Consider the following 24,720-nt stretch of genomic DNA (forward strand, 5'->3'; position numbering starts at 1 on the left):
CTAACGTCAATGACCATGGCTATCAATCCTTCTGACATTCTGCTCACCGGACAGGTGGCTGTCGTCACCGGCGGCGGCTCCGGTATCGGCCGGGGTATTGCCGCCGGCCTGGCAGCGTTCGGGGCCTCGGTGGCGATCTGGGAACGCAACCAGGAGAGCTGTGCTGATGCCGCGGCGTCGATCGGTGCACTGGGGGTTGTCACCGACGTGCGCGATGGCGAGCAGGTGGATGCCGCGCTGGCGCGGACCGCCGCCGAGTTGGGGCCGGTCCGCATACTGGTCAACAACGCCGGCGGTGTCTTCGCCTCGTCGCTGCTGGAGACCAGCGAGAACGGTTGGGATGCGCTCTACAAGAGCAATCTGCGCCATGTGCTGTTGTGCACACAGCGGGTGGCACGTCGGCTGGTGGCCGACGAATTGCCCGGCAGCATCATCAATCTCACGTCGATCGAGGGAGTGCGTGCGGCCCCCGGCTATGCCGCGTACGCGGCAGCGAAGGCCGGCGTCATCAACTACACGCAGACCGCGTCGTTCGAGCTTGCGCCGCACAACATCCGGGTCAACGCGATCGCACCCGATCTCACCCTCACCGAGGGACTCATGGCTCTCTCGCCAGACGGGCCGCCGCCGGGTATCGCTGATGCCATCCCGCTGGGCCGGGCCGGGCACGTCGACGAAATCGCGGGGGCGGCAGTCTTTCTGGCGTCCGGCCTGTCCGGCTACGTCACCGGACAGACGCTTCACGTCGACGGTGGCACTCGGGCTGCGGGTGGCTGGTACCGCCACCCGCAGACCGGTGCGGCAACACTCGGTCCGGGCGCAGGCTCCGGACCTACTTGAGGCAGCTTCCCGCGTCGACCGGCAGCGTCACACCGGTGACGTAGCGGGCCTCGTCGGAGGCCAGGAACAGCACGGCGTTGCTGATGTCCACGGCCTCGACCCACGGGATGGGCAGCGTGTGGAACAGCTGGCAGATCGGCGCCATGTCGTCGGGACCCGGGTTCTCCAGGTCGGGCCGGAACATCTTGAATGTGCCGTCATTGTGGAGCATCGGAGTTGCGACATGCGTGGGATGCACGCTGTTGCAACGGATATTGTGCTGACCAAGCTCCACGGCGAACCCGCGCATCAGGCCGACTACGCCGTGCTTGGCGGCAACGTAGTTACCGCAATGCGGGTAGGCCTTGAGTCCGCCGACCGAGCTGGTCAGGATGATCGATCCGCCGTTGCCGCCCTTGATCAGGTGCGGCACACCGGCTTTGACCGACTTCCAGACGCCTGACAAGTTGATGTCGATCATCTCGTCCCAGTCCAACTCGCTGGTCTCGTGCAGGACGTCGCCGCCGTTGCCGATACCGGCGTTGGCCACGATGATGTCGAGGCGACCGAGCTGCTCGACACCGCTGTCCACGGCGGCCTTGATCGCATCGGCGTCGCGGACGTCGACCTCGGCGGTGACGACACGGCGGTTGAGTCCCTTGATGAGATTCGCGGTCTCGGCCAGGTCGTCGGTGGTGGAGGCCGGGATGGCGGTCTCCACGCCGGGTCGGATCGGTCCACAGATGTCGATCGCGATGATGTCGGCGCCCTCCTGCGCCAGCCGTACCGCGTGGCTACGCCCCTGGCCGCGGGCCGCGCCGGTGACGAACGCGACCTTGCCTTCCACCCGTCCAGTCATTGATTACCCCAGTTCTGTTTTTCGTGTCTGCCACATGGTTCGGTGAAATACTGTGCACCTGCTCAGCAACTCTGTCACCGCGTCGCCCGTCATGTCAACGACAGATACGTTTCAGGCAATTTGTACTCTTCGCTTAGGAGAATTGACTTCTCAGGCTCACCATGGCGACGGCGATCAGCGGCAGATCCACGTCGAGTGGATGCCGGGGGCGCATCGGCCATCCACCGGTGGCGTCATCCGGTGGTCTCCAAGGCTGCACAGTGAGCCGGCACAGCGCCGACCTGGTCGGCGCTAGAGACGTGAACAGCGGTCAGTTGCGGGGTGTGATGCTCGATGATCGAGCGCGACGGCTGGGTTCCGATGGTGCCGGTTGCCCGTTGCGCGACGCGGTATCGGTGAGTCCGGAGATCGGACACACGCGTGGATGCAAGGAGAATTCTGTCTCTACGAGAACAAAGTTCTCAACTAGCTGGCGGCGAATCCGTTCGCGCAGAAATCCCAGACCTCGTCGGCGCTGATCGGGCGCATCGATGCTTCGTCGGCACCGCCGCTCGATTGCGCGACGAACATCACCGTCTGCATGGTCATCGCCGCCATCCGCCGCGGGTTGATCCCCGAGCGCAGCTGACCGGCCTCGGAGGCTTCCTCCATGAGCTCGGTGAGCAGGGCCAACAGTGGAGCGTGGGCGACCTTCACCTCGGACGGGTGCGACACCAACAGCCGGGGTGCGAAGTCCGTGAACAGCGGACGCCTGGCGGCAGGATCCGGCCTGGAAGATTCGAAGAGCAGCTGAATGGCGACTTTGAGTCGCTCGATCGGCTCGCCCTGGGTGGAGGTGGCCGCACGGATCTGCTCGGCCGAGCGGCTCAGCGCGTCCTCGAACAGCGCCAGCAGAAGCTCGTGCTTACCGTCGAATTGCAGGTAAAAGCTCCGCAACGACTGGCGGGAGCGGTCGACGACCTCCTGGACCGTGAAGTCGGTGCTGCCCTTTTCGATGATGATCGCCTGGGCGGCGTCCAGGAAGCGTTGCACGCGCTGCGCGGCGCGCAGTTTGGCGGTTTTGATCGACCGTTCGACCGCTCGTTGCTTCCAAGCGGGCTCTTCGCCAGCAGTGGTCACTGGCCGCTCCGACGCTTGTCGAGTGGGGAGAACATGAACAGACTGTACCGGAGAACGCCTTGCCATCGTGGTGCCAGACCCCCTCGCGGTCAACGTGTCGGAGATTGTAACTTTCGTACTGCGAGAATAGTATTCTCATGAAGGGAATTATAGAAGTCCTTTGAGAAGAAGGGTTTCGCATCAAAATTGGCGCCACCGGGGCGCTTTCTGCCGGCGGTTGCCGCATCGCGAAGACGGCTGTCGGCTGGCAGCGGCAAGCAGAAGGAAACACGTGTACATCGACTACGACGTCGCCGATTCGATCGCCACGATCACGCTGAACCGGCCGGAAGCCGCCAACGCGCAGAACCCCGAACTTCTCGACGAGCTCGACGCCGCCTGGACCAGGGCCGCGGACGACCGCGAGGTGAAGGTGATCGTGCTGCGGGCCAACGGCAAGCACTTCTCCGCAGGCCATGACCTGCGTGGCGGAGGCCCGGTGCCCGACAAGATCACGCTGGAGTTCCTCATCGAGCACGAGTCGCGGCGATACCTGGAATACACGCTGCGGTGGCGCAATGTGCCCAAGCCATCGATCGCCGCAGTGCAGGGGCGCTGCATCTCTGGCGGCCTGCTGCTCTGCTGGCCGTGCGATCTGATCCTGGCCGCCGATGACGCGCTGTTCTCCGACCCGGTGGCGCTGATGGGTATCGGCGGCGTCGAATACCACGGTCACACCTGGGAGCTCGGCGCCCGCAAGGCCAAGGAAATCCTGTTCACCGGCCGGGCGCTCACGGCGGAGGAGGCGGAGCGCACCGGCATGGTGAACCGGGTGGTGCCGCGCGCAGAACTCGACGCCCAGGCCGCGGAACTGGCCGCGCAGATCGCTCAGATGCCGGCATTTGCCTTGCGTCAGGCCAAGCGCGCAGTCAACCAGACCCTCGACGTACAGGGGTTCTACGCGGCCATCCAATCTGTGTTCGATATTCACCAGACTGGGCACGGCAATGCGCTTAGCGTCAGCGGATGGCCGGTACTGATGGATATCGACGGAATGAAGCAGAACATCAAGTAGGCCTGGGCCTCTGAAGATGGGGGCGATCCGGCTCAGCGTGAGTTACGCGGCCAGGCAGATCTACGCGCAGACCACCGCGGCGGCCGCCGTGACGCTCGTCGTGCTGGCTCTGAGCCGCAACACCGTGGGCGATGCGCGTGAGTTGCTGACCCAGGCGAATCTCGTCGCGCTGATCTCGCTGATGGTCGCGGCCGCGATCGTCGATACCGTCGTCGGTTGGGTCAACGTCCATCCGACGTTCAAATGGTTTGCAGCCGGGGAGGATCCGACTCCGCAGCAGCAGCGCGCCGCCATGCGCATCGCGCCGCGTCAGACCATCATCCAGTTCACCACGTGGGCGGTGAGCGCGCTTGTCTACACCCTGCTGAACCTCGACGCCGGGGGAGGCGTCGCCTACGTGATGGGCGGTGCGATCCTCTTCGGCGGCATCGCGGCCGCCTGCATGGGATTCCTGGTGACCCAACGCATGTTGCGGCCGATCGTCGCGGCTTCGCTGACCGCCTCTTCCTCCACGATGGTCCGCATGCCCGGCGTCCTGGCCCGGCTCATCACGATCTGGACCCTGTTCAGCGGGCTGCCCATGGTGGGGATCGCCTTGATCGTGTTGGCCCGTTCCAACGGTTGGTTCGTGCAGAAGACGGCGCCGGTCGAAGCCGCGGTGCTCGTGCTGGCCATCGTCTCGCTGGTCTTCGGCCTTCGATCGATGGTTCTGGTGGCGCGATCTGTCTCCGATCCGATCGGGGAGGTCGTGCTGGCCATGAAGGCCGTGGAACGAGGCTGGTCCGGTGTCTCGATCAAGGTGTACGAATCGTCGGAGATAGGCCGACTCCAGTACGGATTCAACCGGATGTTGGCCGGCTTGGCCGAGCGGAATCGGTTGCGTGATCTGTTCGGTCGGTACGTCGGAGTCGACGTGGCCCGTCATGCGCTGGAGCAGGGTGGTGCGGCGGTCAGCGGCGACGTCCGAGAGGCTGCCGTCCTCTACGTCGATCTGGTCGGCTCGACCGCGCTGGGTGCCTCGCGTCCGCCGCAGGAGGTGGCGCAGCTGCTCAACGGGTTCTTCAAGATCGTGGTGGACACAGTCGAGCGCCATCACGGCCTGATCAACAAGTTCGAGGGCGACGCCGTGCTTGCCGTGTTCGGTGCACCGCTGCGGCTGGACAATCCGGCGTCCTCGGCGCTGGCCACCGCGAGAGCGCTGGTGCCGAGGCTCCACGATCTACCGGATGTGGAGTTCGGCGTGGGCATTTCGTGCGGCTCGGTGTTCGCGGGGAACATCGGCGCCGAGAATCGCTACGAGTACACGGTGATCGGTGACGCGGTCAACGAAGCGGCGCGGCTGGCCGACCACGCCAAGGACCGCGAGTCGACGGTGTTGTGTTCGGGCAGTGCCCTGGCCCACGCCGACGCGGACGAGGGCGAACACTGGGTGGTGCGTGGCTCGACCGTGCTGCGTGGCCGCTCGACGGCCACGGTCTTCGCCGAACCGGTCACCCCTTAGGCGCGAGCAGACACAAACCTGCCCCTATTCGCGCGAAAAGGGCAGGTTTACGTCTGCTCGGCGAGGAGATCTAGAGCTGCGCCAGACGCGGCACGGTCCCGCGGGCGCGCAGCCCGGCGCCGGCTTTGCGGGTGAGTTCCCTTGAACTGCCCAGTAATCCGTCGAGCACCAGGACCCGCTTCACGTGGTTGTGCAGCTCGTGTTCCTCGGTGAAACCGATCCCGCTGAGCACCTGTTGGCAGTGCTTGGCCGCGGTCAGAGCGGCCTTGCCTGCGGCGGCCTTGGCCAGCAGCGAATTCAGGTCGACGTTGTCGGCGCCGGGCAGGCTCAGCGTCGCCTCGGCACCCTCGATGGCCACCAGCGTCTCGGCCAGTCGGTGCCGCACCGCCTGGAAAGATGCGATCGGCTTGCCGAACTGGACCCGGTCCAGTGCGTGCTGTCGGGCCAGCGCGAGCATTGCACGGGCGGAGCCCACCAGCCACCAGCCCAGCGCGCGGCGGGCCTCTGATATGCGGAGCAGCTGGCCGTCGGGTACAGGGCGCAGCGGCAGGCCGCCCATTGTCGAGGCGCTGCCGGCTTGGCCGTCCGCACGCTCCCATACCACCCAGGTGCCACCGGCATAGGGCATCGGCGGGGTACCGCCGGGCAGGCCGCCGATGGTCTCCAGCAGTACATCGTTGAGAATTGAGGCGTGCGAACCTGTTTCGCCCAGCAGCCGGAACACCAGCGGCATGGCGACCTCAGGCATGTCCGACAACATCTCGGCCCAACCGAGCTCGGCCAGGGCGGCGTCCAACTCGGCGCCCGAGACCGACAGCATGGTCTTGCGGAGGGCGTCTTCAAGCAGGCCCAGTGATTCGGTATCCAATTCGGTCACCAGATCACTCCTTCCCGAGGTCGAGCAGTCGGCGTGCGATGATGTTGCGCTGCACTTCGGCAGTGCCGCCATAGATCGTCGAGGCCCGCGAATACAGGTACTCCGTGCGCCATTCGGAATCTTCGAGCTCGATCACGCCGGGCAGCAGATTACGGGCGGCATCGTAGAGCAGTTGCTCGGCACCGGCCAACAAGATCTTGTCGATCGAGGTGTCCGGTCCGAGCTTGTGGCCCAGGGCCAGCCGGTGCTGGGTTGCCGCCGACCGGCAGCGCAGCGTGTGCAGGGCCAGATAGACCTCGCCGAGGTCCGGATCTACCACCTGCCCTTGCCGTTTCACCGCTTCCACCAACGCGTCGAACCGTGAGTACAGGTAGGCGATGCGCTGCCAGAAGCAGGTCGAACGTTCGTAGGGCAGTAGGTCCATCGCCAGCTGCCAGCCGTCGCCGGGCTTGCCCAGCATCCGGCTCGGGTCGACCTCGACATCGTCGAAGTACACCTCACAGAACTCATCGACATCGTGCATGGTGCGCAACGGTCGCACGGTGATGCCGGGGGCGTCCGTATCGACGAAGAAGGCCGTGATCGCACGGTGGTTGGGTGTGTCCGCGTCGCCGGTACGGGTCAGCAGGATGCAGCGGCGGGAGTACTGCGCGAAGCTGGTCCAGACCTTCTGGCCGTTGATGACCCACTTGCCGTCCTCGCGCTGGACGGCGCGGGTGGTCAGCGACGCCAGGTCACTGCCCGAGCCGGGTTCGGAGAACCCCTGGCACCACTGCTCTTCGCCGGACAGGAGTTTCGGCACCATCTCGGCCGCCAGTTCCTCGGGCGCATAGTCGATCATCGTCGGCGTCAGCACTTCGAGCATCGAGTAGGGACCGGGTTCGGCCAGTCGGCGCCCCACTACCTCCTCGCCGACGATCGCACGCAGCATCGCCGGTCCTCCCAGACCGCCGGCGTGTTCGGGCCAGCCGTAACGGCTCCAGCCGCCGTCGTACAGCGCCTTCTGCACCCGGGCGTACTGGCGCATGTGACTTTCCAGCGAATCGTCATCCGGCGGTGTCAGATCATTTTCGGCGAGCCAATCCTGCAGCGCCGTACGGAATCTCGCCGGTTCGAACAGGTCGGTCATGCGGTCGCCTCCCATGCTCGGATCCCGCATTTCAGATCTGCGCTACGCTCGCTCATCCCGCTTCCGGCCTGCCGATCGCGTGCGGGCGGCCGTGGTCGTGATCGCCGTTGCGCCGGATGAAGGTCATCGCACGCGTCTTCAGCCGCCAGCCCTCGGCGGTCCGGACGTAGGTGTCGCGGTAGTAGCCGATCCGCATGTCGTGCTTGGAGTGCTCGATGAAGCACAGCGGCTGGGTTCCCGAAGCTGTATCGGCACCTTCCACCAGGTCGATCAGCGCGGTACCGGTCATGAACAGGCCTTTGGGGGCGGCGTCGACCAGGACCGGGAAGCGATTCAGCGTGTAGGTCTCGCCGAATGCGCTGTAGGTGCCGTCGGGGGTGAAAACACTGATGAGTCCGTCGATGTCGCCCTGGGTGATGGTCACCGCGTATTTGGCGAGCACCTGCTGGATCTCGATCAGATCCTCGGTCCGCGTTGGGGAATCAGTTGATGTGCTCATTGCGGAAGACCTTACCGCCTTTCATTACAAAATCCACACGCTGTGTAACGGTGATGTCTTCGAGTGGATTGCCCGGTACGGCGATGATGTCGGCCAGTAGTCCCTCGGCCAGCCGGCCGCGGTCGGTGACGTTGATCAAGTCGGCGGCCACCACGGTCGCGGCGCGCAGTACCGCGGCAGGCGGCATGCCCCACTCGACCAGCGTGACGAGCTCGTCGGCGTTCTTGCCGTGCGGGATGGCGGGCGCATCGGTGCCGACGGCGATCTTCACCCCGGCCTCGTATGCCGCCTTGATGGAGGTTTTGGCTTTCGGGAACATCTCGGCAGCTTTGTCCTGCAGCACCTTCGGGGCTTTCGACACGTCCATGGCCTGGGCCAGTCGGCGGGTGGTGACCAGGAAGCGGTCGTTGTCGACCAGCATCTGGATCGCCTCGTCATCCATCAGGAATCCGTGTTCGATGCAGTCGATGCCGCAGTCCACGGCATGCTTGACGGCTTCGGCGCCGTGGGTGTGGGCGGCGACCCGCAACCCGCGACGGTGCGCCTCGTCGACGATGGCCCGGAGCTCTTCGTCGGAATAGTGCTGTGCGCCGGCCTCGCCGGTGAGGGACATGACCCCGCCGGACACGCACACCTTGATCAGCTGGGCGCCGTGCTTGATCTGGTAGCGCACCGCCTTACGGATTTCGTCGACGCCGTTGGCGATGCCTTCCTCGACCGTCAGCTCGAGGGCGCCCGGCATGAACGCCGCGAACATCGTCGGATCCAGGTGCCCGCCGGTGGGGGTGATGGCGTGGCCGGCGGGGATGATGCGCGGACCGTCGATCCAGCCGGCGTCAATAGCCTTGCCGAGGGCGACGTCGAGCAGGTATCCGCCGGTCTTGACGAACAATCCGAGGTTGCGCACCGTGGTGAATCCGGCGCGCAGGGTGCGGCGAGCGTTGCCCACCGCGCGCAGCACGCGCGTCGGAGGATCGTCCTGCACCTGGGAAAGGCCCGGGTTCTCGCCCCGGCCGCCCATCAGCAGATTGACTTCCATGTCCATCAGGCCGGGCAGCAGGATCGAGTCACCCAGATCGATCACCTCGGAGCCGGTCGGAATCTCGCCTCCGACACCAACGATTCGGTCACCGTCGACACGGACAATGCCGGGGCGGATGATCGCCCCGGCATCGACGTCGAGCAGACCCGCAGCCTTGAGGGTCAGCATCCTCAGACCACCGGCTCCCGGGTGATCTCGACCCAGGCCGCACCGCTGTCGAGCACGCGCGGTTGCTTCCAGGCCTCCACCGGGAAACTCACCATCACGACCGACTGCATCAGATGCATGAGCCGCTTGGCGTCATCGGGCATGTCGTGCAACGGGAAACGGGCGTCCAGGTAGACCATGACCTCCTCGAGTCGAGCCAGGCCGACGTCGTAGAGATCTTGCATCTCCTCCATGGTCGAGGCCAGCCGCTTGGCGTAGCGCTCCGGCTCGGTGGCCAGGATCCAATCGCTGAAGCGCTCGAGGTCGGCGAATTCGGCCGGCAGCAGGGCTTCTTTGGTCTCAGACATGGGCAACGCTCCCGTTGGTCTTGGCGGCGGCCTTCTCGGCTTGGGCTGCTTTGTACTCGTCAACGTACTTGTGCGCGGTGTGGTGCAGGTGGCGCAGCAGGACCTCCTGGTCACACAGCGGGAACTCGGTGACCGCCCGGGTCCCGATCTGGGTCTGGGTGGCCTCCAGAGTGTTGGCGTCCTGCAGCGCGTACTCCTTGAAGGTCACCGCGGCCAGCTCCTGGCTCAGGCGCTGACGGGTGTTCTTCGGCGGTACGAAGTACAGGTTGGCCTCGAAGACGTGGCTGTCCACGCCTGTCGGCCAGTAGTTGTAGGTGAGGTACCAGCCCGGAACCCACAGCAGCAGAGTGAAGTTGGGGAAGAACTCGAAGGAGTCCTGGCCCCAGGTGGGCTGGCGCGCCGGGTTGACGGCCGGCGGGAGCTCGTCGGGCAGGATGCCCTTGATATCGGGGCGGTCCCAAGGGCCGAACAGACCGCTGTGCAGGATCCGCTCGATGGGCTTGACCATGTTGAGGTCCTTGGGCGGGGACATGCCACCCCAGGAGGAGATCATCGAGTGATCGCCCTTGATGTCGTAGTGCAGCGCCTCGAAGCCGACCTTGGCGAGCTTCTCGGCTTCCTCCTTGGTCGCCTGCTTCATGTGCAGGATCGGCGCGTGATAGAACTCGATGAACGCGTCGATGAACAGCTTCCAGTTCGCCTTGATCTCGGACTTGTAGCTGTAGACCTCGGTCATCTCGTGGAACGGGTAGCCCTCGAGACCCTTCCCGAAATCGCCCATCGACTCGACCAGCGGCTTGGCGTCATCGTCGAAGTTGACGAAGATGAAGCCTTCCCACACCTCGCAGCGGACCGGCTTGAGCGGGTAGTCCGCCTTGTCGACGTCGAAGAACTCCTGCTCCTGCTGGATGAAGGTCAGATCACCCTTCAGGTCATAGCGCCACGCGTGGTACTTGCAGGTGAACTGACGGCAGCTGCCCGAGACTTCCTCGCCCGGGTAGTCGTTCCAGACCAGCTTGTTGCCGCGATGCCGGCACAGATTGTAGAAGGCATGGATCACGCCTTCCTTGTCCTTGTTGATGATGATGGACGTGCCCGTACCCACCGACGGCATTTCACGCGTGAAGTAGCTACCGGCCTTGGGCAGCCGTTCGACACGCCCTACGTGCAGCCAGGTCTTGCGGAAGATGGCTTGCTGCTCCAGTTTCCAGTGCTCGGGATCGATCGAATCGGTGTAATCGACCGGGGCGGTGCCCAATTCGGGCCAGTTCTCGGTCCAGCTACCGACAGCCGGCTTCGGGAAGTGCGCCATTGTCTCCTCTTTCTTTCAGGTTAGTGGCCGGATTCCGGCGCGATTCCAAAGGTGTTGTAGGCCATGGCCATCACGCCATAACCGCCGATTGTGAAAACCAGGTCCATGCGCTGACGTTCGGAGAGGTGCTCGCTCAGTGCGGTCCAGGTGACGTCCGATATCTCGGACTGGCCGTCGAGTTCGTCGACAGAGTCGAGCACGAGTTGATCCAGGGGAGTGGAGCCTTGGCCGCTCGTGGAGCTGGCGATCTGTTCATCGGTGAGCCCCTCGGCCTTACCGATGAAGGCGTGGTGCGTCCATTCGTACTCGCATTGCTTACGGTGGGCGATCCGCAGGATGGCCAATTCACGCATCTGCGGTTCCAGGGTCGAGCGGAACAGCAGGTGATTGCTGAACCGCAGGAAAGCCTTGGTCAGCGCCGGATGGCGGGCCAGTGTCGACAGTGCGGTGCCCGCTCCCTCAGGATTCAGCCGCTCTTCCGGAAGCATGACCGACAGTGCTCGTCGCACGTCGTCATCCCACTCCTCGGCGGGCAAGGGGGCCAAGCGCACGGGGTGGTTCTCCTCTCGATTGACCCGTCAGTGACTCTCGGTGACGAGAATCAGGTTCTCATTTCCGACTAACAGGTTTCCACCTTTTGTGCCGATGGTCAACAAGAACGCCTCAGGTTGTGCCGCGACCTGGCCAAATCTCCTTGTCAGCCCCGTCAGACATTGATTCTCTCCAGATGAGAAGCTAGTTTCCTCTCATAGAGAATCAATGTGACCGCGGGTGAACGGAGCGAGGCAGTGAACAAAGACGACATGATCCTGATCAGCGTCGATGACCACATCATCGAACCGCCCAACATGTTCAAGAACCATCTGCCGGCCAAGTACCGAGATGAGGCGCCTCGTCTGGTGCACAACCCGGACGGCAGCGACACCTGGCAGTTCCGTGACACCGTGATCCCGAATGTGGCGCTCAACGCCGTGGCGGGGCGGCCCAAGGAGGAGTACGGCCTTGAGCCTCAGGGGCTGGATGAGATCCGCAAGGGGTGTTATGACCCGAACGAGCGGGTCAAGGACATGAATGCCGGCGGCGTGCTGGCGACGATGAACTTCCCGTCATTCCCGGGTTTCGCCGCGCGGTTGTTCGCCACCGAGGATGCCGAGTTCTCGCTGGCGTTGGTCCAGGCCTACAACGACTGGCACATCGACGAGTGGTGCGGGTCCAACCCGGGGCGCTTCATTCCGATGGCGATTCCCGCGATCTGGGATCCACAGCTGTGTGCCGCCGAGATCCGGCGGGTATCGAAGAAGGGCGTGCACTCGCTGACCTTCACCGAGAACCCGTCGACGCTGGGCTACCCGTCCTTCCACGACCTGGAGTACTGGAAGCCGTTGTGGGAGGCCCTCGTCGACACCGACACCGTGATGAACGTGCATATCGGGTCGTCGGGCAAGCTCGCGATCACCGCCCCGGATGCGCCGATGGACGTGATGATCACGTTGCAGCCGATGAATATCGTGCAGGCCGCCGCGGACCTGTTGTGGTCGGCGCCGATCAAGGCCTACCCGGACCTCAAGATCGCGTTGTCCGAGGGTGGCACGGGCTGGATTCCGTACTTCTTGGACCGGGTGGACCGCACCTATGAAATGCACTCGACGTGGACGCACCAGGACTTCGGTGACAAGCTGCCCTCAGAGGTGTTCCGCGAGCACTTCATGACCTGCTTCATCTCCGACCCCGTCGGGGTGAAGAACCGCCACGAGATCGGCGTGGACAACATCTGCTGGGAGATGGACTACCCGCACAGTGACTCGATGTGGCCGGGCGCCCCCGAGGAATTGAGCGCGGTGTTCGACACCTACGACGTTCCCGACGACGAGATCAACAAGATGACTCACGAGAACGCCATGCGGCTGTACCACTTCGATCCGTTCGTGCACTTCCCCAAGGAGCAGGCGACCGTCGGTGCGCTGCGTAAGCAGGCCGAAGGTCATGATGTGGAGATCCGCGCCCTGAGCCATGAGCGAAGTGGTGACAAAGTCAGCTTCGCCGATTTTCAGGCCAACGCCAAAGTTGTTGCCGGCGCACAGGACTGATCCACCAGAACAGCTAGGAGAGCACACAGTGTCGGGCGGTATGAATTTCGAACTGACCGAGGACCAGCAGCTGATCCGCAAATCCGTTGCGGAGCTGGCGGGCAAGTTCGACGATCACTATTGGATGACCAAGGACCAGGCCCACGAGTTCCCTCAGGAGTTCTACGACGCCGTCGCCGGCGGGGGCTGGCTCGGGATGACGATCCCCGAGGAGTACGGCGGCCACGGGCTGGGAATCACCGAAGCCACCATCCTGGCCGAGGAGGTGGCCCGGTCCGGGGGCGCCATGAACGCGGCCAGCGCGATCCACATGTCCATATTCGGCATGCAGCCGGTGGTGGTGTACGGCTCTGAGGAAATGAAGAAGGAGACGCTGCCGCGCATCGTCAACGGTGATCTGCATGTGTGCTTCGGAGTCACCGAACCCGGTGCGGGCCTGGATACTTCGCGCATCACCACGTTCGCCAAGAAAGACGGCGACAGTTATGTGGTCAACGGCCGTAAGGTGTGGATCTCCAAAGCTCTCGAGTCCGAGAAGATTCTGCTGCTCACGCGCACCGAGTCCCGCGAGGACGTCGAGAAGCGCGGAGGAAAGCCGACCGACGGACTCTCGCTGTTCCTGACCGATCTCGACCGCGAACGCGTCGAGATTCGTCCCATCAACAAGATGGGACGAAACGCGGTGAGCTCCAACGAATTGTTCATCGACGATCTGCGGGTGCCGGCCGAGCACCTGATCGGCGAGGAGGGCAAGGGCTTCAAGTACATCCTGCACGGCCTCAACCCGGAGCGGATGCTGATCGCCGCCGAGGCGCTGGGCATCGGTCGGGTGGCGTTGGACCGTGCGGTCAAGTACGCCAACGAACGGGTGGTATTCGACCGGCCGATCGGCATGAACCAGGGCATCCAGTTCCCGCTGGCAGACTCGCTGGCCCGCCTCGATGCCGCCGAGCTCATCCTGCGCAAGGCCACCTGGCTCTACGACAGCGGCAAGCCGTGCGGTCGGGAGGCCAACATGGCCAAGTACTTGTGCGCCGATGCCGGATTCGGCGCGGCGGACCGCGCGCTGCAGACCCACGGCGGGATGGGTTACTCCGAGGAATACAACATCTCCCGATTCTTCCGGGAGTCCCGACTGATGAAGATCGCACCGGTGAGCCAGGAGATGATCCTGAACTTCCTTGCCGCCAACGTTCTCGGCCTGCCCAAGAGCTACTGAGGAGATATTCAATTCAATGAGGACCTATTTCGACCTGACCGGACGTTCGGCACTGGTCACCGGGGCCGGTGCCGGGATCGGCGCCGCAGTCTCGGAAGCGCTGGCCGCTGCCGGTGCGTCCGTACTGGTGACCGATATCAGCGGTGAGGCGGCCGCCAAGGTCGCGGAGCGCATCAATGGCGCGGGTGGCAAGGCCGATAGTGCCGCGCTGGACGTCAGTGACCGCGACGCCGCGGTGGCTGCCGCCGCCCAGGCTGCCGCACTCACCGAGGGCAACCTGCACATCGTCGTCAACAATGCCGGCGTGACCGCGCCGGCGATGTTCCCCAAACTGACCGACGAGACGTTTCGGCTCACATTCGACATCCACGTGATGGGCACCTTCCATGTCACGCAGGCCGCGTTGCCGCACATCCCGACCGACGGCACCGGGCGCATCATCAACGTCACCTCGGCCGCCGGGATCACCGGCACCTTGGGTCAGGTGAACTACTCGGCGGCCAAGGCCGGCCTGATCGGCATCACCAAATCCCTGGCACGTGAGCTGGCGACCAAGAACATCATGGTCAACGCCCTGGCGCCACTGGCCGCCACACCGATGACGGAAACCATCCGTACCAACGAGAAGTTCGCGGCCAACATGATGAACCGCATCCCGCTCAAACGGTGGGCCGAGGCCGACGAGATCGCCGGCGCGTTCGTCTTCATGGCCTCCGATGCCGCGTCGTACATCACCGGGCAGGTATTGCCCGTCGATGGCGGCATGGTTATGTGACGTTGTGAGCGAGTTTACGAGCGAACCCTCGACGACGGACGGTTCCCACCTTCCGCTGACCGGTATCACCGTCATCGCCATGGAACAGGCGGTCTCGGCGCCCATGTGCACCCGGGTGCTCGCCGACTTCGGCGCCCGGGTGATCAAGATCGAGAACCCCAAGGGGGGCGACTTCGCCCGGGACTACGACGATGTCGTGCTGGGTCAGGCGGCCCACTTCGTCTGGGCGAACCGAGGTAAGGAATCGGTCACGCTCAACCTGAAGTCCCCGGAGGGGATGGAAATGCTGCACCGGTTGCTCGATGGTGCCGACGCGTTCGTGTCCAATCTCGCGCCCGGTGCCACCGCGCGCCTGGGACTCGGGCCCGAGGACCTCAAGGTGCGGCACCCACAGGTGATCCCGGTCGAGATCGACGGCTACGGCCCAGGCGGGCCACTGTCGCACAAGCGCGCCTACGACTTGCTGGTGCAGGCCGAGTCCGGATCATGCGCGTCGACGGGATATGCCGGGATGCCTGCCAAACCCGGTGCGGCGGTTGCTGATATCACCACCGGCCTGTATTCGGCGCTGTCCATCATGGCGCTGCTGCTCGGCCGGGCCCGTAACGGCGACACCGGTGCGGCGCCGGCCGTCGCGGTCAGCCTGTTCGACACGATGACCGACATCATGGGTTACCAGCTGGCCTACACCCAGCACTCGGGGATCGACCAGATTCCGCTGGGGATGAGTTCGCCGGCGGTGGCGCCCTACGGGGCCTTCGATACCCGCGACGGGCAGACGGTGGTGCTGGGGACCACCAACGACCGGGAATGGCAGCGGTTGGCCCGCGAGATCATCGAACGCCCCGATCTCGCCGACGACCCGCGTTTCGCCACGAATTCCGATCGCTGTGCTCACCGGGACGAGCTGAACAAGGCGATCGAATCATGGTGTGCCCAGCATGATCTCGTTGATATTCAACAGACTGCGGACGAGGCCGGGATCGGCAACTCGCGCTACAACCTGCCCAGTGAGGTCATCGACCATCCACACCTGAAGGCGCGGGACCGGTGGCGTCAGGTCGGCACTCCCAACGGGGAGATCTCCGCGCTGCTGCCGCCACCGGTGATCAGCGGCATGGAAATGGGTATGGGCGCGGTGCCGGGCCTCGGCGAGCACACCGATGCCATCCTGGGCGGGATCGGCGTGAGCGCCGAGCAGATCGCCGCGCTGCGTGAGCAGGGCGCGATCGGTCCCGCCTACCGGCAGTCCTAATCAACAGAAGCGGAGAAACCTATGCGCGAAACTGTCATCGTCGAAGCAGTCCGCACTCCGGTCGGCAAGCGCAACGGCGGCCTTTCCGGGTTCCACGCCGCCGACCTGTCAGCGCTGGTGCTCAACGCACTGGTGGAGCGGGCGGGTATCAGCCCCGACATCATCGACGACGTGGTCTGGGGTTGCGTCTCGCAGGTCGGCGATCAGTCCAGCAACATCGGCCGGTACTCGGTGCTGGCCGCGGGATGGCCCGAACACATCCCGGGCACCACGGTCAACCGTGCCTGCGGGTCCAGCCAGCAGGCACTGGATTTCGCGGTCCAGGCCGTGATGTCGGGCCAGCAGGATGTCGTCGTCGCCGGTGGGGTGGAGGTGATGAGCAAGGTCCCACTGGGGGCGGCCCGCTCGACCGGCATGCCGTACGGACCGAAAGCGCTTGACCGGTATAAGGGTTTTGCGTTCAACCAGGGCATCTCCGCCGAAATGATCGCGCAGAAGTGGGGTTTCAGCCGAACCCAGCTGGACGAGTACTCGGTGGCCTCCCACGAGCGGGCCGCGGCCGCCCAGGACCGCGGTGCCTTCGAGAACCAGATGATCACGGTTTTCCCGGATCCGGCCGACCAGGTGGACCCGGTGGTCGCCGACGAGGGCGTGCGTCGCGGCACAACGGTGGAGAAACTGGCCGGCCTCAAGCCTGCCTTCGCCGAGGACGGGGTGATTCACGCCGGCAACTCGTCGCAGATCTCCGACGGCGCCGCCGCGCTGCTGGTGATGACGGCTGAAGCGGCTGTGGCCATGGGCCTTTCGCCCATTGCGCGGTACCGCGCGGGCGCGGTGACCGGAGCGGATCCGGTGTTGATGCTGACCGGGCCCATCCCGGCCACCGAGAAGGTGTTGCACAAGGCCGGCGTGCGTCTCGACGAGGTGGGCGTGTTCGAGGTGAACGAGGCCTTCGCTCCGGTGCCGCTGGCCTGGTTGGCCGACACGGGAGCCGACGAAGCCAAGTTGAACCCGCTCGGCGGCGCCATCGCGCTGGGGCACCCGCTCGGCGCGTCCGGGGCAGTGTTGATGACCCGGATGATCAATCACATGCGCGACAACGGGATTCGTTACGGGTTGCAGACCATGTGTGAGGGCGGCGGTACCGCCAACGCCACGCTGGTCGAGCTCATCGACTGATATCAGGGAGAAGTAGTGCAACGCAATCTGTTCACCGAGGACCACGAGGCATTCCGTGCGCTCGCCCGCGATTTCATCGAAAAGGAAGTCGTCCCCGCCTATCCCGAGTGGGAGAAGGGCGGACGCATGCCCCGTGACGTGTTCAAGCACATGGGTGAACTCGGCATGCTCGGTATGGCGATCCCCGAGGAGTACGGCGGCGCGGGTATCGACGACTACCGGTACAACGTCGTTCTCCAGGAGGAGGCGGCCCGGGCGCTGGTGACGCTGTCCACGGTACGCACGCAGCTCGAGGTCATCCTGCCGTACTTCCTGCACTATGCGAACGACGAGCAGCGGCAGCGCTGGTTCCCCGGGCTGGCCGCGGGAACGCTGCTGACCGCGGTCGCGATGACCGAGCCCGGGACCGGTTCGGACCTGGCCGGCATGCGCACCACAGCGGTTCGTGACGGTGACGAGTACGTGCTCAACGGCGCCAAGACGTTCATCACCGGCGGCATCCAGGCCGACCTGGTGGTCGTGGTGGCGCGGACGTCCACCGACCCGGAGAACCGCCGCAAGGGGCTGACACTGCTGGTCGTCGAAGACGGCATGGCGGGGTTTGAGCGGGGCCGTGAGCTGGAGAAGATGGGCTGCAAGGTGCAGGACACCGCGGAGCTGTCGTTCACCGACGTCCGGGTGCCCGTGGCCAACGTGCTGGGGGAGGAGGGTGAGGCCTTCAGCTACCTCGGCCACAACCTGGCACAGGAGCGCCTGACCGTGGCGGTGGGTTCGGTGGCTCAGGCCCGCTCGGCGATTGCGGCGGCGATCGGCTACACCAAGGATCGCAAGGCGTTCGGCCAGCCGGTGGCCTCATTTCAGAACACCAAATTCGAGCTGGCGGCGTGTTCGACCGAGGTGGAAGCCGCCCAGGCGATGCTGGACCGCGCGGTGGCCCTGCATGTCGACGGAGAGTTGTCCGGTGCCGATGCAGCCCGGGTGAAATTGTTCTGCACCGAGATGCAGGCGCGAGTCATCGATCGTTGCCTGCAGCTCTTCGGTGGGTACGGCTACATGATGGAGTACCCCATCGCCCGGCTCTACACGGACGCCCGGGTGGCCCGTATCTACGCCGGGACCAGCGAGGTCATGAAGGTGATCATCGCGAAGTCGTTGGGACTCTGAGGGGGCAGACCCGGCGGTTGTGACGGCCGCCGGGAAGTTCTTTCTCTGAGACCCTTGTCACAGACCGTCGAACCAACCTACTGTGTGTTCACTAGGTTGGATCGACGAAGGAGTCCGGTGGCGTCAGTGGCAGGGGCAGAGGCGTCTTCTGGGGGCGCACGGCCCTATGAGACGCTCCTGGCCAAGGGGGAAGACCGCAGGCAGCGGATACTTTCCGTGGCTGAGAAGCTGCTGGCCCGCAATGGGTGGCGCAACACGTCGCTGGCACAGATCGCCCGGGAAGCCGGCGTCACACCGGCTGGTCTGCTGCACCATTTCGAGTCCAAGGAGCAACTGCTCAACGCCGTACTCGATGCGCGCGATCACGACGACGACACGCACGCGGACCGTTCCGGGGACCTTGCTCAGGAGATCAAGCGGGTGGCCGAGCGGTTCGTCCGGGCGCCCGAGTTGGTCGGCACCTTCACCGTGCTGCTGGTGGAGAACATTCAGCCCGACGCCCCACTGCACGACCGTTTGCTGAAACGGCAGCAGGCTGCGCGCGACATCGTCACGGACATCATCACCCGCGGCCAGCTCAACGGCCGTTACCGCTCTGACTTCGACGCGGCCACCAAGGCCGTGGAAATCCTGGCATTCATCAATGGAATGGAGACCTCATGGCTACTCGATCCCTCGCTCCCGTTGACGGACGTGTTCAAGGACTACGCAGAGATGCTGGGGCGGGAGATCGAGCAGCCGGGCGGCCGCAACGGGGCGGCCGGCCAGTGAGATTGGAGGACGACATGCGGTATCGGCTTGATGTGGTCGCCCCCTGCGTGGTGGACGCGGTCCGGTTCGCCGGTGGCTGGCTGGTCGATCGGGTGATGGCAGGGTGGGATGTCACGGTGCTGATCGGTGCCGACGAGGATGTCCGTCCGCTGGCGATTCTCGGGGTGGAGACCATTTCCCTGGAGTCGGTCCTGGAGTCCTGGGAGGACCGCCCGCACCCGCAGACCGTTGCAGTGGCCGCCGATCTGTTCAACGCCGATGAGCGTGTGCGCCGCGGCGTCCTCGGCGCGTTGGAGCAGGGACACACTGAAGTGACGTTGTGGGGCGACGAGTGTCCGGCCGACCTGCACGTTGACCCCGTACGTCACGAACTGTCTGCTGCCGCACGCGCTTTCAAGGCGCAGGCGCTGGCGGCGGTCAACGATCCCGAGGCCGCTCTGGTCGGAAGTACCGAGGCATTCCGATGCGGCACGATGGTCAGCCGCTCGGTGCCTGCCGATCTGATTCCGGCCAGCTGACAGCGGTCCATACCGACCACCCCGTGTACCGGTGACTCGGGGCCACGAACGGACCCGGCCCGACCTCACCGGCGACAGGGTTCGGTGACCGACTGGCCGAACTCTACGATCGTGGCGGCCGTCGCGACGCCCTTCTCGCGCGCGTATTGCGCACCGAGTTCAGGAACGGAATCGATTACGCGCGAACGTTGCGCGACACCAAATCTGCTGTCTGGCAGACCAATTCCGCCAAGTGGGGGTGGCTCGCGGGCGGCATGCGCTCGGCCGGCCCGCTGATTGCGATCGCGCCGATCGGACGACCGCCAACGTCGAACACCGGTGCCGCGATGGTCATGGAGGGCCCGTTCACTTCGTTGCTGGCGGCGTAGCCTCGGTCCCGGCACGCGTCGAGCAGGGCCAGAAATTCGGCGTCAGGTGGTTCGCCGAGCAGTTCGACCTGCCGTTCAAAGGTGAGGAATGGCAAAAGAATACGGCCGGTAGCGCTGTCGCGGGTGGGGACATTGGCGCCGATGCGCGGCGCCATCCGCAGTGGCTGTCGACTCTCCGCCACCTGAGACACCACCAGCTGCGGACCGTCCGGTTCGTTGAACATCGCAGTTTCGCCGGTTTGCGCGGCCAGTTGTTCAAGCGCCAGCTGAATCGTCTGGCGCAGGTCGGCCTTCGCGCGGGAGCTGTGGGCGATGCTGAGAATCCGCGGGGTGGTCTCCCATCGGGTCAGCTGCTCTCCGTGCGTCTGGATCCAGCCCTGCTCCGCCAGCGTCACCAGCGCACGCTGCACGGCACTCTTGTCGATCTGCAGCATCCGGGAGAGGTCGGCGACGCCGACCGGTTCATGGGCTGCCACCGCCTCGAACACGGTCAGCACACGCGCAGCGGTGGAACTGCCCTTGACGGCCATCGGCGCACCTCACTAATGTTGGATAGTGATCCACTATATCAAATAATGATACGTCGCATGTGGGTCGAGTGTCCGATGCGGGAGGAATGAGCCATGTCATCCATCCAGGTCCAGCCCCTTCGGGATGATCTGTCGTTCGGTGCGAGGGTCACCGGCATCACGCTCACGGTTCTCGAAGAACACCAAGTACGCGAGCGGCTGCGACAGGTCTTTCAGGAGCGGGGGATGATCCTTTTCGAGGAGGTCGAACCCGACGCACGGTTGCAGGTGGAGATCAGCAAGGTGTTTGGCCCGTTGAAGGACCATCCGGTTCCGACGGTGCCGCGGGCCGGGGGAGCCTTGTACCCGGGGGTCATCGAAATCGGCCAGGAGCCGCGTGAGGGCAATATCGTCGAGATCGATGGCAAGGAAGTGACCTCTTGGCTGCCTTGGCATTTCGATCACTGCTACAACAATGAACTGAACCTGGCCGGGGTGCTCCGCTGCGTGACCGGCGTCAGTGAGGGCGGCGAGACCGGATTCGCCGACGGTATCGGCCTCTACAAGCGGATGTCGCCGGCGTTGCGTCGCCAGATTGAAGAACGCAACATCGTGTACACGCTCAATCTGCGCTTCTCGGAGATGCGGTTCGGCCTGGCCGACGGATTCCGCGAGATCCAGGCGCACGCCGCCCTGCAGCGGACGATCGACTACGGCAAGCAGCTTCCCCGTGCCGTCCATCCCGCGGTATGGACGCGCACTACCGGAGAAAAGGTGCTGCACATCTCGCCGTGGATGGCCGAGGGCATCGAAGGTGATGAGACACCCGAGGGCGACGCGCTCCTCGAATCGGTATGCAAGGAGATGCTCGCCGACATCGCCCCGTACTTCCACAAATGGCGTCCCACCGACATGGTGATCTGGGACAACCTGCGCATGCTGCACGCTGTCAGTGGCCACGACCCAGACGAGCCACGCATCATGCACCGCACCACGATCCGCGGAGACTACGGTCTGGGCTACTTCGAGGGCAACGCCCAGGGCGACAAGATCCTCGAGATGACCGTCTGATCCCGCCGCGAGCGTATTTCGGCGGTGTGAGCCCGTCGCTGATCGGTGGGGTCAGGTTTGCTCGAACTGGTAATTGTCCCGCCCCGGGTCCGACACGGCGGTGACCTCCCGCAGCCATGCCGGGCTCGTCAGCACCGCCAGAACGGCCGCCGCTGCCTGCTCGACCGTCATTGCTCCGCCGGGTCCGTTCGACGGTAAGTACCCGCCGGTGGCCCACTCCTGCGCGAGCTCGGCGAGCAGTTCATGGCTCCAGCTGTCGGTGACGCCGGTCCCCAACACCGACCCGATCCGCACCGTCGTAAAGGCCAGTTCCGGGTGTTCGTGCTGCCAGGCGGTGACCATCGTCTCGAGTGCCGCCTTGCTGGCGGCATACACACCCATGCCGGGCAGCGGGCGCGGCACCGAGGAGGCGCTGAGGTAGACCGCCCGCCCTTTGGATGCCAACAGATGCGGCAGAGCCGCACGGGTCACCGCCGCTGCGCCGTACACGTTGGTGCCGAAAGTGTTGTTCCAGGTGTCATGCGAGGCATCATCGAGCCTCGTGAGCACGTCGATCGCGGTGGCGTACACGAGGTGGTCCAGCCCGCCCCATGCTTTCACGACCGCCTCGACGGCGCGGATGCATTGGGCTTCGTCCCTCACGTCGCATTCGATGGCGAGGTGGCTGTCACCCGGCGCCTCGGCCACCGCCTCCCTGAGTTGATCTACCCGGCGGGCCGCGAATGCCACCGTGGCACCGGCGGCGACCGCCTGCAAACCGACTTGCCGTCCGATGCCGGAGGATGCGCCGACCACGAGGATCCGGGACCCCGCCAGTGGTTTCACAGTCGTCCTTCCCTCGTGTCGGGACGACACGCTCGACAGCACCTTCCGTGCCATCAAACCTGATGTATCGATGACCTGTAGACACATTGCAAAATTTGTATACGCTGACGCTGCGTGTCAGTGGGGACACGTCGGCGCCGGGTTGTCCTCGGTGCCGTCGCCGGACGGGATGGCAGATGGACGACGAGCAACTGGTGCCTCGACTCGAGGCTTGGCTGGAGCAACGACTCGGCGGCCCGGTCACGGTGAGCATGCACGACCGGCCGGGGAGCGGATTTTCCGCCGACAATCTCGTCTTCTCCGCCACCGTCATGGGCCGCGCCAGCAAGCAGGTCCTGCGGCGCGAAAGCGCCGAGGACTCACCGTATCCCGAGCAGGCACCCGGTATCGGCACCGGTGTCGCCCTGCAGTCAACGGTCATGCGCGCGCTTGCGGATGTGCTGCCGGTGGCAGCCGGTGTCGAATTCGAGCCCGACCCAAGCATTCTGGGTGTGCCATTTCTGGTGATGGACTTCGTCGACGGCGTCGTCCCGGTCGAGGTCCCGCCGTGCACGGCGGAGGGTTTCTACGCCGTGGCCGCGCCGGAGTTTCGCCGCACCGTGGTCCGGTCCGGCCTCGACGCGCTGGCCCGGTTGCACACCGCGCCCTGGCGGGAGTCGGGCCTGTCGATGCTCGACGACGGATCGGCTCGGCCGGGGGCGCAGCGGCAGCTGGCCCTGTGGGAGGCGCAGTTGCGGCAGGGCCTGCGAGGGCGCCGCGCCGATGTCTTCGACCGGGCGTCGGAGGTGTTGCACTCGACTCTGCCGTCGGCCCCCGAAGACGTCGTACTGCTCTGGGGTGACGCCAGACCGGGCAACATCATCTGGGACCGCACTGCGGGTACACCGTTGTGCCTCACCGACTTCGAAGGTGTGGCGGTAGGGGAGCGCGAACTGGACCTGGGCTGGTGGTTGATGGCCGACCGGTGGATGCACGAAGGCTCCGATATGACGCGCCTGGACGGCGAGCCCACCCGCGCCGAGCAGGTGGCTCATTACGAGCGTAGAGCCGGGACTTCGGTGCGACAGTTGTCCTGGTACGAGCTGTTCGCGGCCTATCGTTTCGCATCGACGGTGGTTTCTGTGATGAACCGCTGGGAGCAATCCGGCGCTGTGCCGTCCGACCACACCATTTGGCGGGACAATCCGGCGACGGCACTCGTCGCGGCAATACTCGACGAACATGCGCAGGCGCGGGCATGACGACTGGACCGTACGCGGCGACCGACGACGAGTTCCATCCGCCGACGGACCCCGCTGACCCGGAATGGAGCGAAACCTGCTGGTTCACCTTCACTGTGCCGGAGCGCAGGCTGTCCGGACAGCTCTACCCGTTCTTCAAACCCACGCTCGGAGCGATGTCGGCCGGGGCGTACTTCTGGGACGATACCGGAGACCAGGTCTGGAACTGCCTGTACGCGAAGAACTTCTGGCACCTTCCGATGCCTGCAGAACCACTGTCCAACCTGAACGTGGCCAACGGATCGCGCTACGAGGTGCTGGAGCTGGGAAGCCGCTACCGCATCGGCTACGACGATCCCGACGGCGGCGACGAGATCCACGTCGACCTCACCTTCACCGGCACGAGTAGACCGCATCTGCTCGGTGAGAGTCACCTGGACCAGCCCGGGCGCTTCCAAGGCGAGATCGTGTTGCAGGGGGAACGAATCCCCGTGGACGCGTATGGATTCCGCGACCGGTCGTGGGGACCTCGTAGTCAGCACGGTGTGGGCATTCACGCCACACCGAGCAAGCGTGGTGGATACAGCTATGCCACGGCCTCAGAGGATGCCGGTTTCCACGCCATCACCATGGATTTCGGTGACGGCACTGCGTATGTCATCCACGGTTACCTGCTGCGCGAGGGCGTCTGGGGCAAGCTGGTCAGCGGCCGGCGCGAGGTCGTCGAGCGCGACCACGTCTCGGGTGCGCCCACGCGCGTCGCCATCAGCGCGGTCGACGAGCACGGGCGCAACGTCGAGGCCTCGGGACAGGCCCTCAACCGTCTCGGTTTCGTCATCAATCCGAACCTGTGGACATGGAACTGCCTGACCGAATGGACATGGGACGGGATCACCGCGTTCGGCGAGGACCATGACAACTGGAGCGTTGCGGGTCAACGAGAATTCAGCAGGCAGTTCTTCGCCGGCCGCCGATCGAGTGGGCTTGCGACGCGGCCGAGATGACGCGGCCGAGCGGACATTGTGCGCCGTGA

The 24,720-nt window shown here is 64.9% G+C and carries 25 protein-coding genes; 14 read left to right on the forward strand and 11 right to left on the reverse strand.

Features of this window, described 5'->3' with window-relative positions; genetic code table 11:
* Positions 1-15 precede the first annotated feature (15 nt).
* Complete coding sequence (locus tag ACZYZF_RS27385; RefSeq protein ID WP_463747396.1) at positions 16-840, forward strand: SDR family NAD(P)-dependent oxidoreductase; 825 nt, start codon at positions 16-18, stop codon at positions 838-840.
* On the opposite strand, the gene ACZYZF_RS27390 is transcribed toward ACZYZF_RS27385, so the two are convergent.
* Both ACZYZF_RS27390 and ACZYZF_RS27395 read right to left on the reverse strand, forming a co-directional pair.
* Entirely contained in the window at positions 833-1,678 is an 846-nt protein-coding gene (locus ACZYZF_RS27390; RefSeq protein WP_463747395.1) for a mycofactocin-coupled SDR family oxidoreductase, read from the reverse strand. The genes ACZYZF_RS27385 and ACZYZF_RS27390 overlap by 8 nt on opposite strands.
* A 465-nt stretch (positions 1,679-2,143) precedes the next feature.
* Positions 2,144-2,863, reverse strand: a complete 720-nt coding sequence (locus tag ACZYZF_RS27395; RefSeq protein WP_463747394.1) for a TetR/AcrR family transcriptional regulator — start codon at positions 2,861-2,863, stop codon at positions 2,144-2,146.
* 205 nt (positions 2,864-3,068) lie between these two features.
* Between ACZYZF_RS27395 and ACZYZF_RS27400 the strand changes: the two genes are divergently transcribed.
* Both ACZYZF_RS27400 and ACZYZF_RS27405 read left to right on the forward strand, forming a co-directional pair.
* Positions 3,069-3,851, forward strand: a complete 783-nt coding sequence (locus tag ACZYZF_RS27400) for an enoyl-CoA hydratase (RefSeq protein WP_166905631.1) — start codon at positions 3,069-3,071, stop codon at positions 3,849-3,851.
* 16 nt (positions 3,852-3,867) lie between these two features.
* The gene (locus tag ACZYZF_RS27405) at positions 3,868-5,352 is read left to right on the forward strand and encodes an adenylate/guanylate cyclase domain-containing protein (protein WP_463747393.1); all 1,485 of its coding nucleotides are present in this window, start codon (positions 3,868-3,870) and stop codon (positions 5,350-5,352) included.
* 70 nt (positions 5,353-5,422) lie between these two features.
* Here ACZYZF_RS27405 and ACZYZF_RS27410 read toward each other — a convergent pair whose 3' ends face one another.
* The 7 genes from ACZYZF_RS27410 to ACZYZF_RS27440 form a co-directional block, all read right to left on the reverse strand.
* Positions 5,423-6,172 (reverse strand): acyl-CoA dehydrogenase family protein, encoded by a 750-nt coding sequence (locus ACZYZF_RS27410; protein ID WP_463837460.1) that lies wholly within the window; start codon positions 6,170-6,172, stop codon positions 5,423-5,425.
* A 61-nt stretch (positions 6,173-6,233) separates the two neighbouring features.
* Positions 6,234-7,358, reverse strand: coding sequence for an acyl-CoA dehydrogenase family protein (locus tag ACZYZF_RS27415; RefSeq protein ID WP_463837393.1), 1,125 nt, complete (start codon positions 7,356-7,358; stop codon positions 6,234-6,236).
* 52 nt (positions 7,359-7,410) lie between these two features.
* Entirely contained in the window at positions 7,411-7,857 is a 447-nt protein-coding gene (locus ACZYZF_RS27420) for a nuclear transport factor 2 family protein (RefSeq protein ID WP_463747391.1), read from the reverse strand.
* Positions 7,841-9,067, reverse strand: a complete 1,227-nt coding sequence (locus ACZYZF_RS27425) for a metal-dependent hydrolase family protein (RefSeq protein ID WP_463837394.1) — start codon at positions 9,065-9,067, stop codon at positions 7,841-7,843. The genes ACZYZF_RS27420 and ACZYZF_RS27425 overlap by 17 nt, the downstream gene beginning before the upstream one ends.
* A 2-nt stretch (positions 9,068-9,069) precedes the next feature.
* Positions 9,070-9,414: a hypothetical protein gene (locus ACZYZF_RS27430; protein ID WP_463747389.1), complete on the reverse strand. Its 345-nt coding sequence runs from the start codon at positions 9,412-9,414 to the stop codon at positions 9,070-9,072.
* On the reverse strand, positions 9,407-10,726 hold the full coding sequence (locus ACZYZF_RS27435) for an aromatic ring-hydroxylating oxygenase subunit alpha (protein ID WP_463747388.1): 1,320 nt from the start codon (positions 10,724-10,726) through the stop codon (positions 9,407-9,409). Before ACZYZF_RS27435 ends, ACZYZF_RS27430 begins: the two co-directional genes overlap by 8 nt.
* Positions 10,727-10,746: 20 nt before the next feature.
* Positions 10,747-11,277 carry a carboxymuconolactone decarboxylase family protein gene (locus ACZYZF_RS27440; protein ID WP_463837395.1) on the reverse strand — a complete coding sequence of 177 codons (531 nt, stop codon included), beginning with the start codon at positions 11,275-11,277 and terminating at the stop codon, positions 10,747-10,749.
* A 237-nt stretch (positions 11,278-11,514) separates the two neighbouring features.
* Here ACZYZF_RS27440 and ACZYZF_RS27445 point away from each other — a divergent pair, with 237 nt between their 5' ends.
* From ACZYZF_RS27445 to ACZYZF_RS27480, 8 genes are all read left to right on the forward strand, one after another.
* Entirely contained in the window at positions 11,515-12,813 is a 1,299-nt protein-coding gene (locus tag ACZYZF_RS27445; RefSeq protein ID WP_463747386.1) for an amidohydrolase family protein, read from the forward strand.
* 40 nt (positions 12,814-12,853) lie between these two features.
* Complete coding sequence (locus tag ACZYZF_RS27450; RefSeq protein WP_463747385.1) at positions 12,854-14,032, forward strand: acyl-CoA dehydrogenase family protein; 1,179 nt, start codon at positions 12,854-12,856, stop codon at positions 14,030-14,032.
* A gap of 16 nt (positions 14,033-14,048) precedes the next feature.
* Complete coding sequence (locus ACZYZF_RS27455; protein ID WP_463837397.1) at positions 14,049-14,807, forward strand: SDR family NAD(P)-dependent oxidoreductase; 759 nt, start codon at positions 14,049-14,051, stop codon at positions 14,805-14,807.
* A 4-nt stretch (positions 14,808-14,811) separates the two neighbouring features.
* Entirely contained in the window at positions 14,812-16,062 is a 1,251-nt protein-coding gene (locus ACZYZF_RS27460) for a CaiB/BaiF CoA transferase family protein (RefSeq protein ID WP_463747383.1), read from the forward strand.
* A gap of 21 nt (positions 16,063-16,083) precedes the next feature.
* Positions 16,084-17,241, forward strand: a complete 1,158-nt coding sequence (locus ACZYZF_RS27465) for a thiolase family protein (protein ID WP_463747382.1) — start codon at positions 16,084-16,086, stop codon at positions 17,239-17,241.
* A gap of 15 nt (positions 17,242-17,256) precedes the next feature.
* Complete coding sequence (locus tag ACZYZF_RS27470; RefSeq protein WP_463747381.1) at positions 17,257-18,405, forward strand: acyl-CoA dehydrogenase family protein; 1,149 nt, start codon at positions 17,257-17,259, stop codon at positions 18,403-18,405.
* Positions 18,406-18,522: 117 nt separating this feature from the next.
* Complete coding sequence (locus tag ACZYZF_RS27475; RefSeq protein ID WP_463837399.1) at positions 18,523-19,176, forward strand: TetR/AcrR family transcriptional regulator; 654 nt, start codon at positions 18,523-18,525, stop codon at positions 19,174-19,176.
* 14 nt (positions 19,177-19,190) lie between these two features.
* On the forward strand, positions 19,191-19,694 hold the full coding sequence (locus ACZYZF_RS27480) for a hypothetical protein (RefSeq protein ID WP_463747379.1): 504 nt from the start codon (positions 19,191-19,193) through the stop codon (positions 19,692-19,694).
* Between the two features lie 175 nt (positions 19,695-19,869).
* Here ACZYZF_RS27480 and ACZYZF_RS27485 read toward each other — a convergent pair whose 3' ends face one another.
* Complete coding sequence (locus tag ACZYZF_RS27485; RefSeq protein ID WP_463747378.1) at positions 19,870-20,592, reverse strand: IclR family transcriptional regulator; 723 nt, start codon at positions 20,590-20,592, stop codon at positions 19,870-19,872.
* Positions 20,593-20,685: 93 nt separating this feature from the next.
* Here ACZYZF_RS27485 and ACZYZF_RS27490 point away from each other — a divergent pair, with 93 nt between their 5' ends.
* Positions 20,686-21,642 carry a TauD/TfdA dioxygenase family protein gene (locus ACZYZF_RS27490; protein WP_463747377.1) on the forward strand — a complete coding sequence of 319 codons (957 nt, stop codon included), beginning with the start codon at positions 20,686-20,688 and terminating at the stop codon, positions 21,640-21,642.
* A 51-nt stretch (positions 21,643-21,693) separates the two neighbouring features.
* Here ACZYZF_RS27490 and ACZYZF_RS27495 read toward each other — a convergent pair whose 3' ends face one another.
* On the reverse strand, positions 21,694-22,521 hold the full coding sequence (locus tag ACZYZF_RS27495; RefSeq protein WP_463747376.1) for an SDR family oxidoreductase: 828 nt from the start codon (positions 22,519-22,521) through the stop codon (positions 21,694-21,696).
* 122 nt (positions 22,522-22,643) lie between these two features.
* Between ACZYZF_RS27495 and ACZYZF_RS27500 the strand changes: the two genes are divergently transcribed.
* Together ACZYZF_RS27500 and ACZYZF_RS27505 are read left to right on the forward strand one after the other, a co-directional pair.
* Positions 22,644-23,708 (forward strand): phosphotransferase family protein, encoded by a 1,065-nt coding sequence (locus ACZYZF_RS27500; protein ID WP_463747375.1) that lies wholly within the window; start codon positions 22,644-22,646, stop codon positions 23,706-23,708.
* A complete protein-coding gene (locus ACZYZF_RS27505; protein WP_463747374.1) occupies positions 23,705-24,691 on the forward strand; it encodes a DUF7065 domain-containing protein in 987 nt (328 codons plus the stop codon). Before ACZYZF_RS27500 ends, ACZYZF_RS27505 begins: the two co-directional genes overlap by 4 nt.
* Positions 24,692-24,720: the final 29 nt, after the last annotated feature.

It is taken from the genome of Mycobacterium sp. IDUB_24 (genome assembly GCF_055419385.1).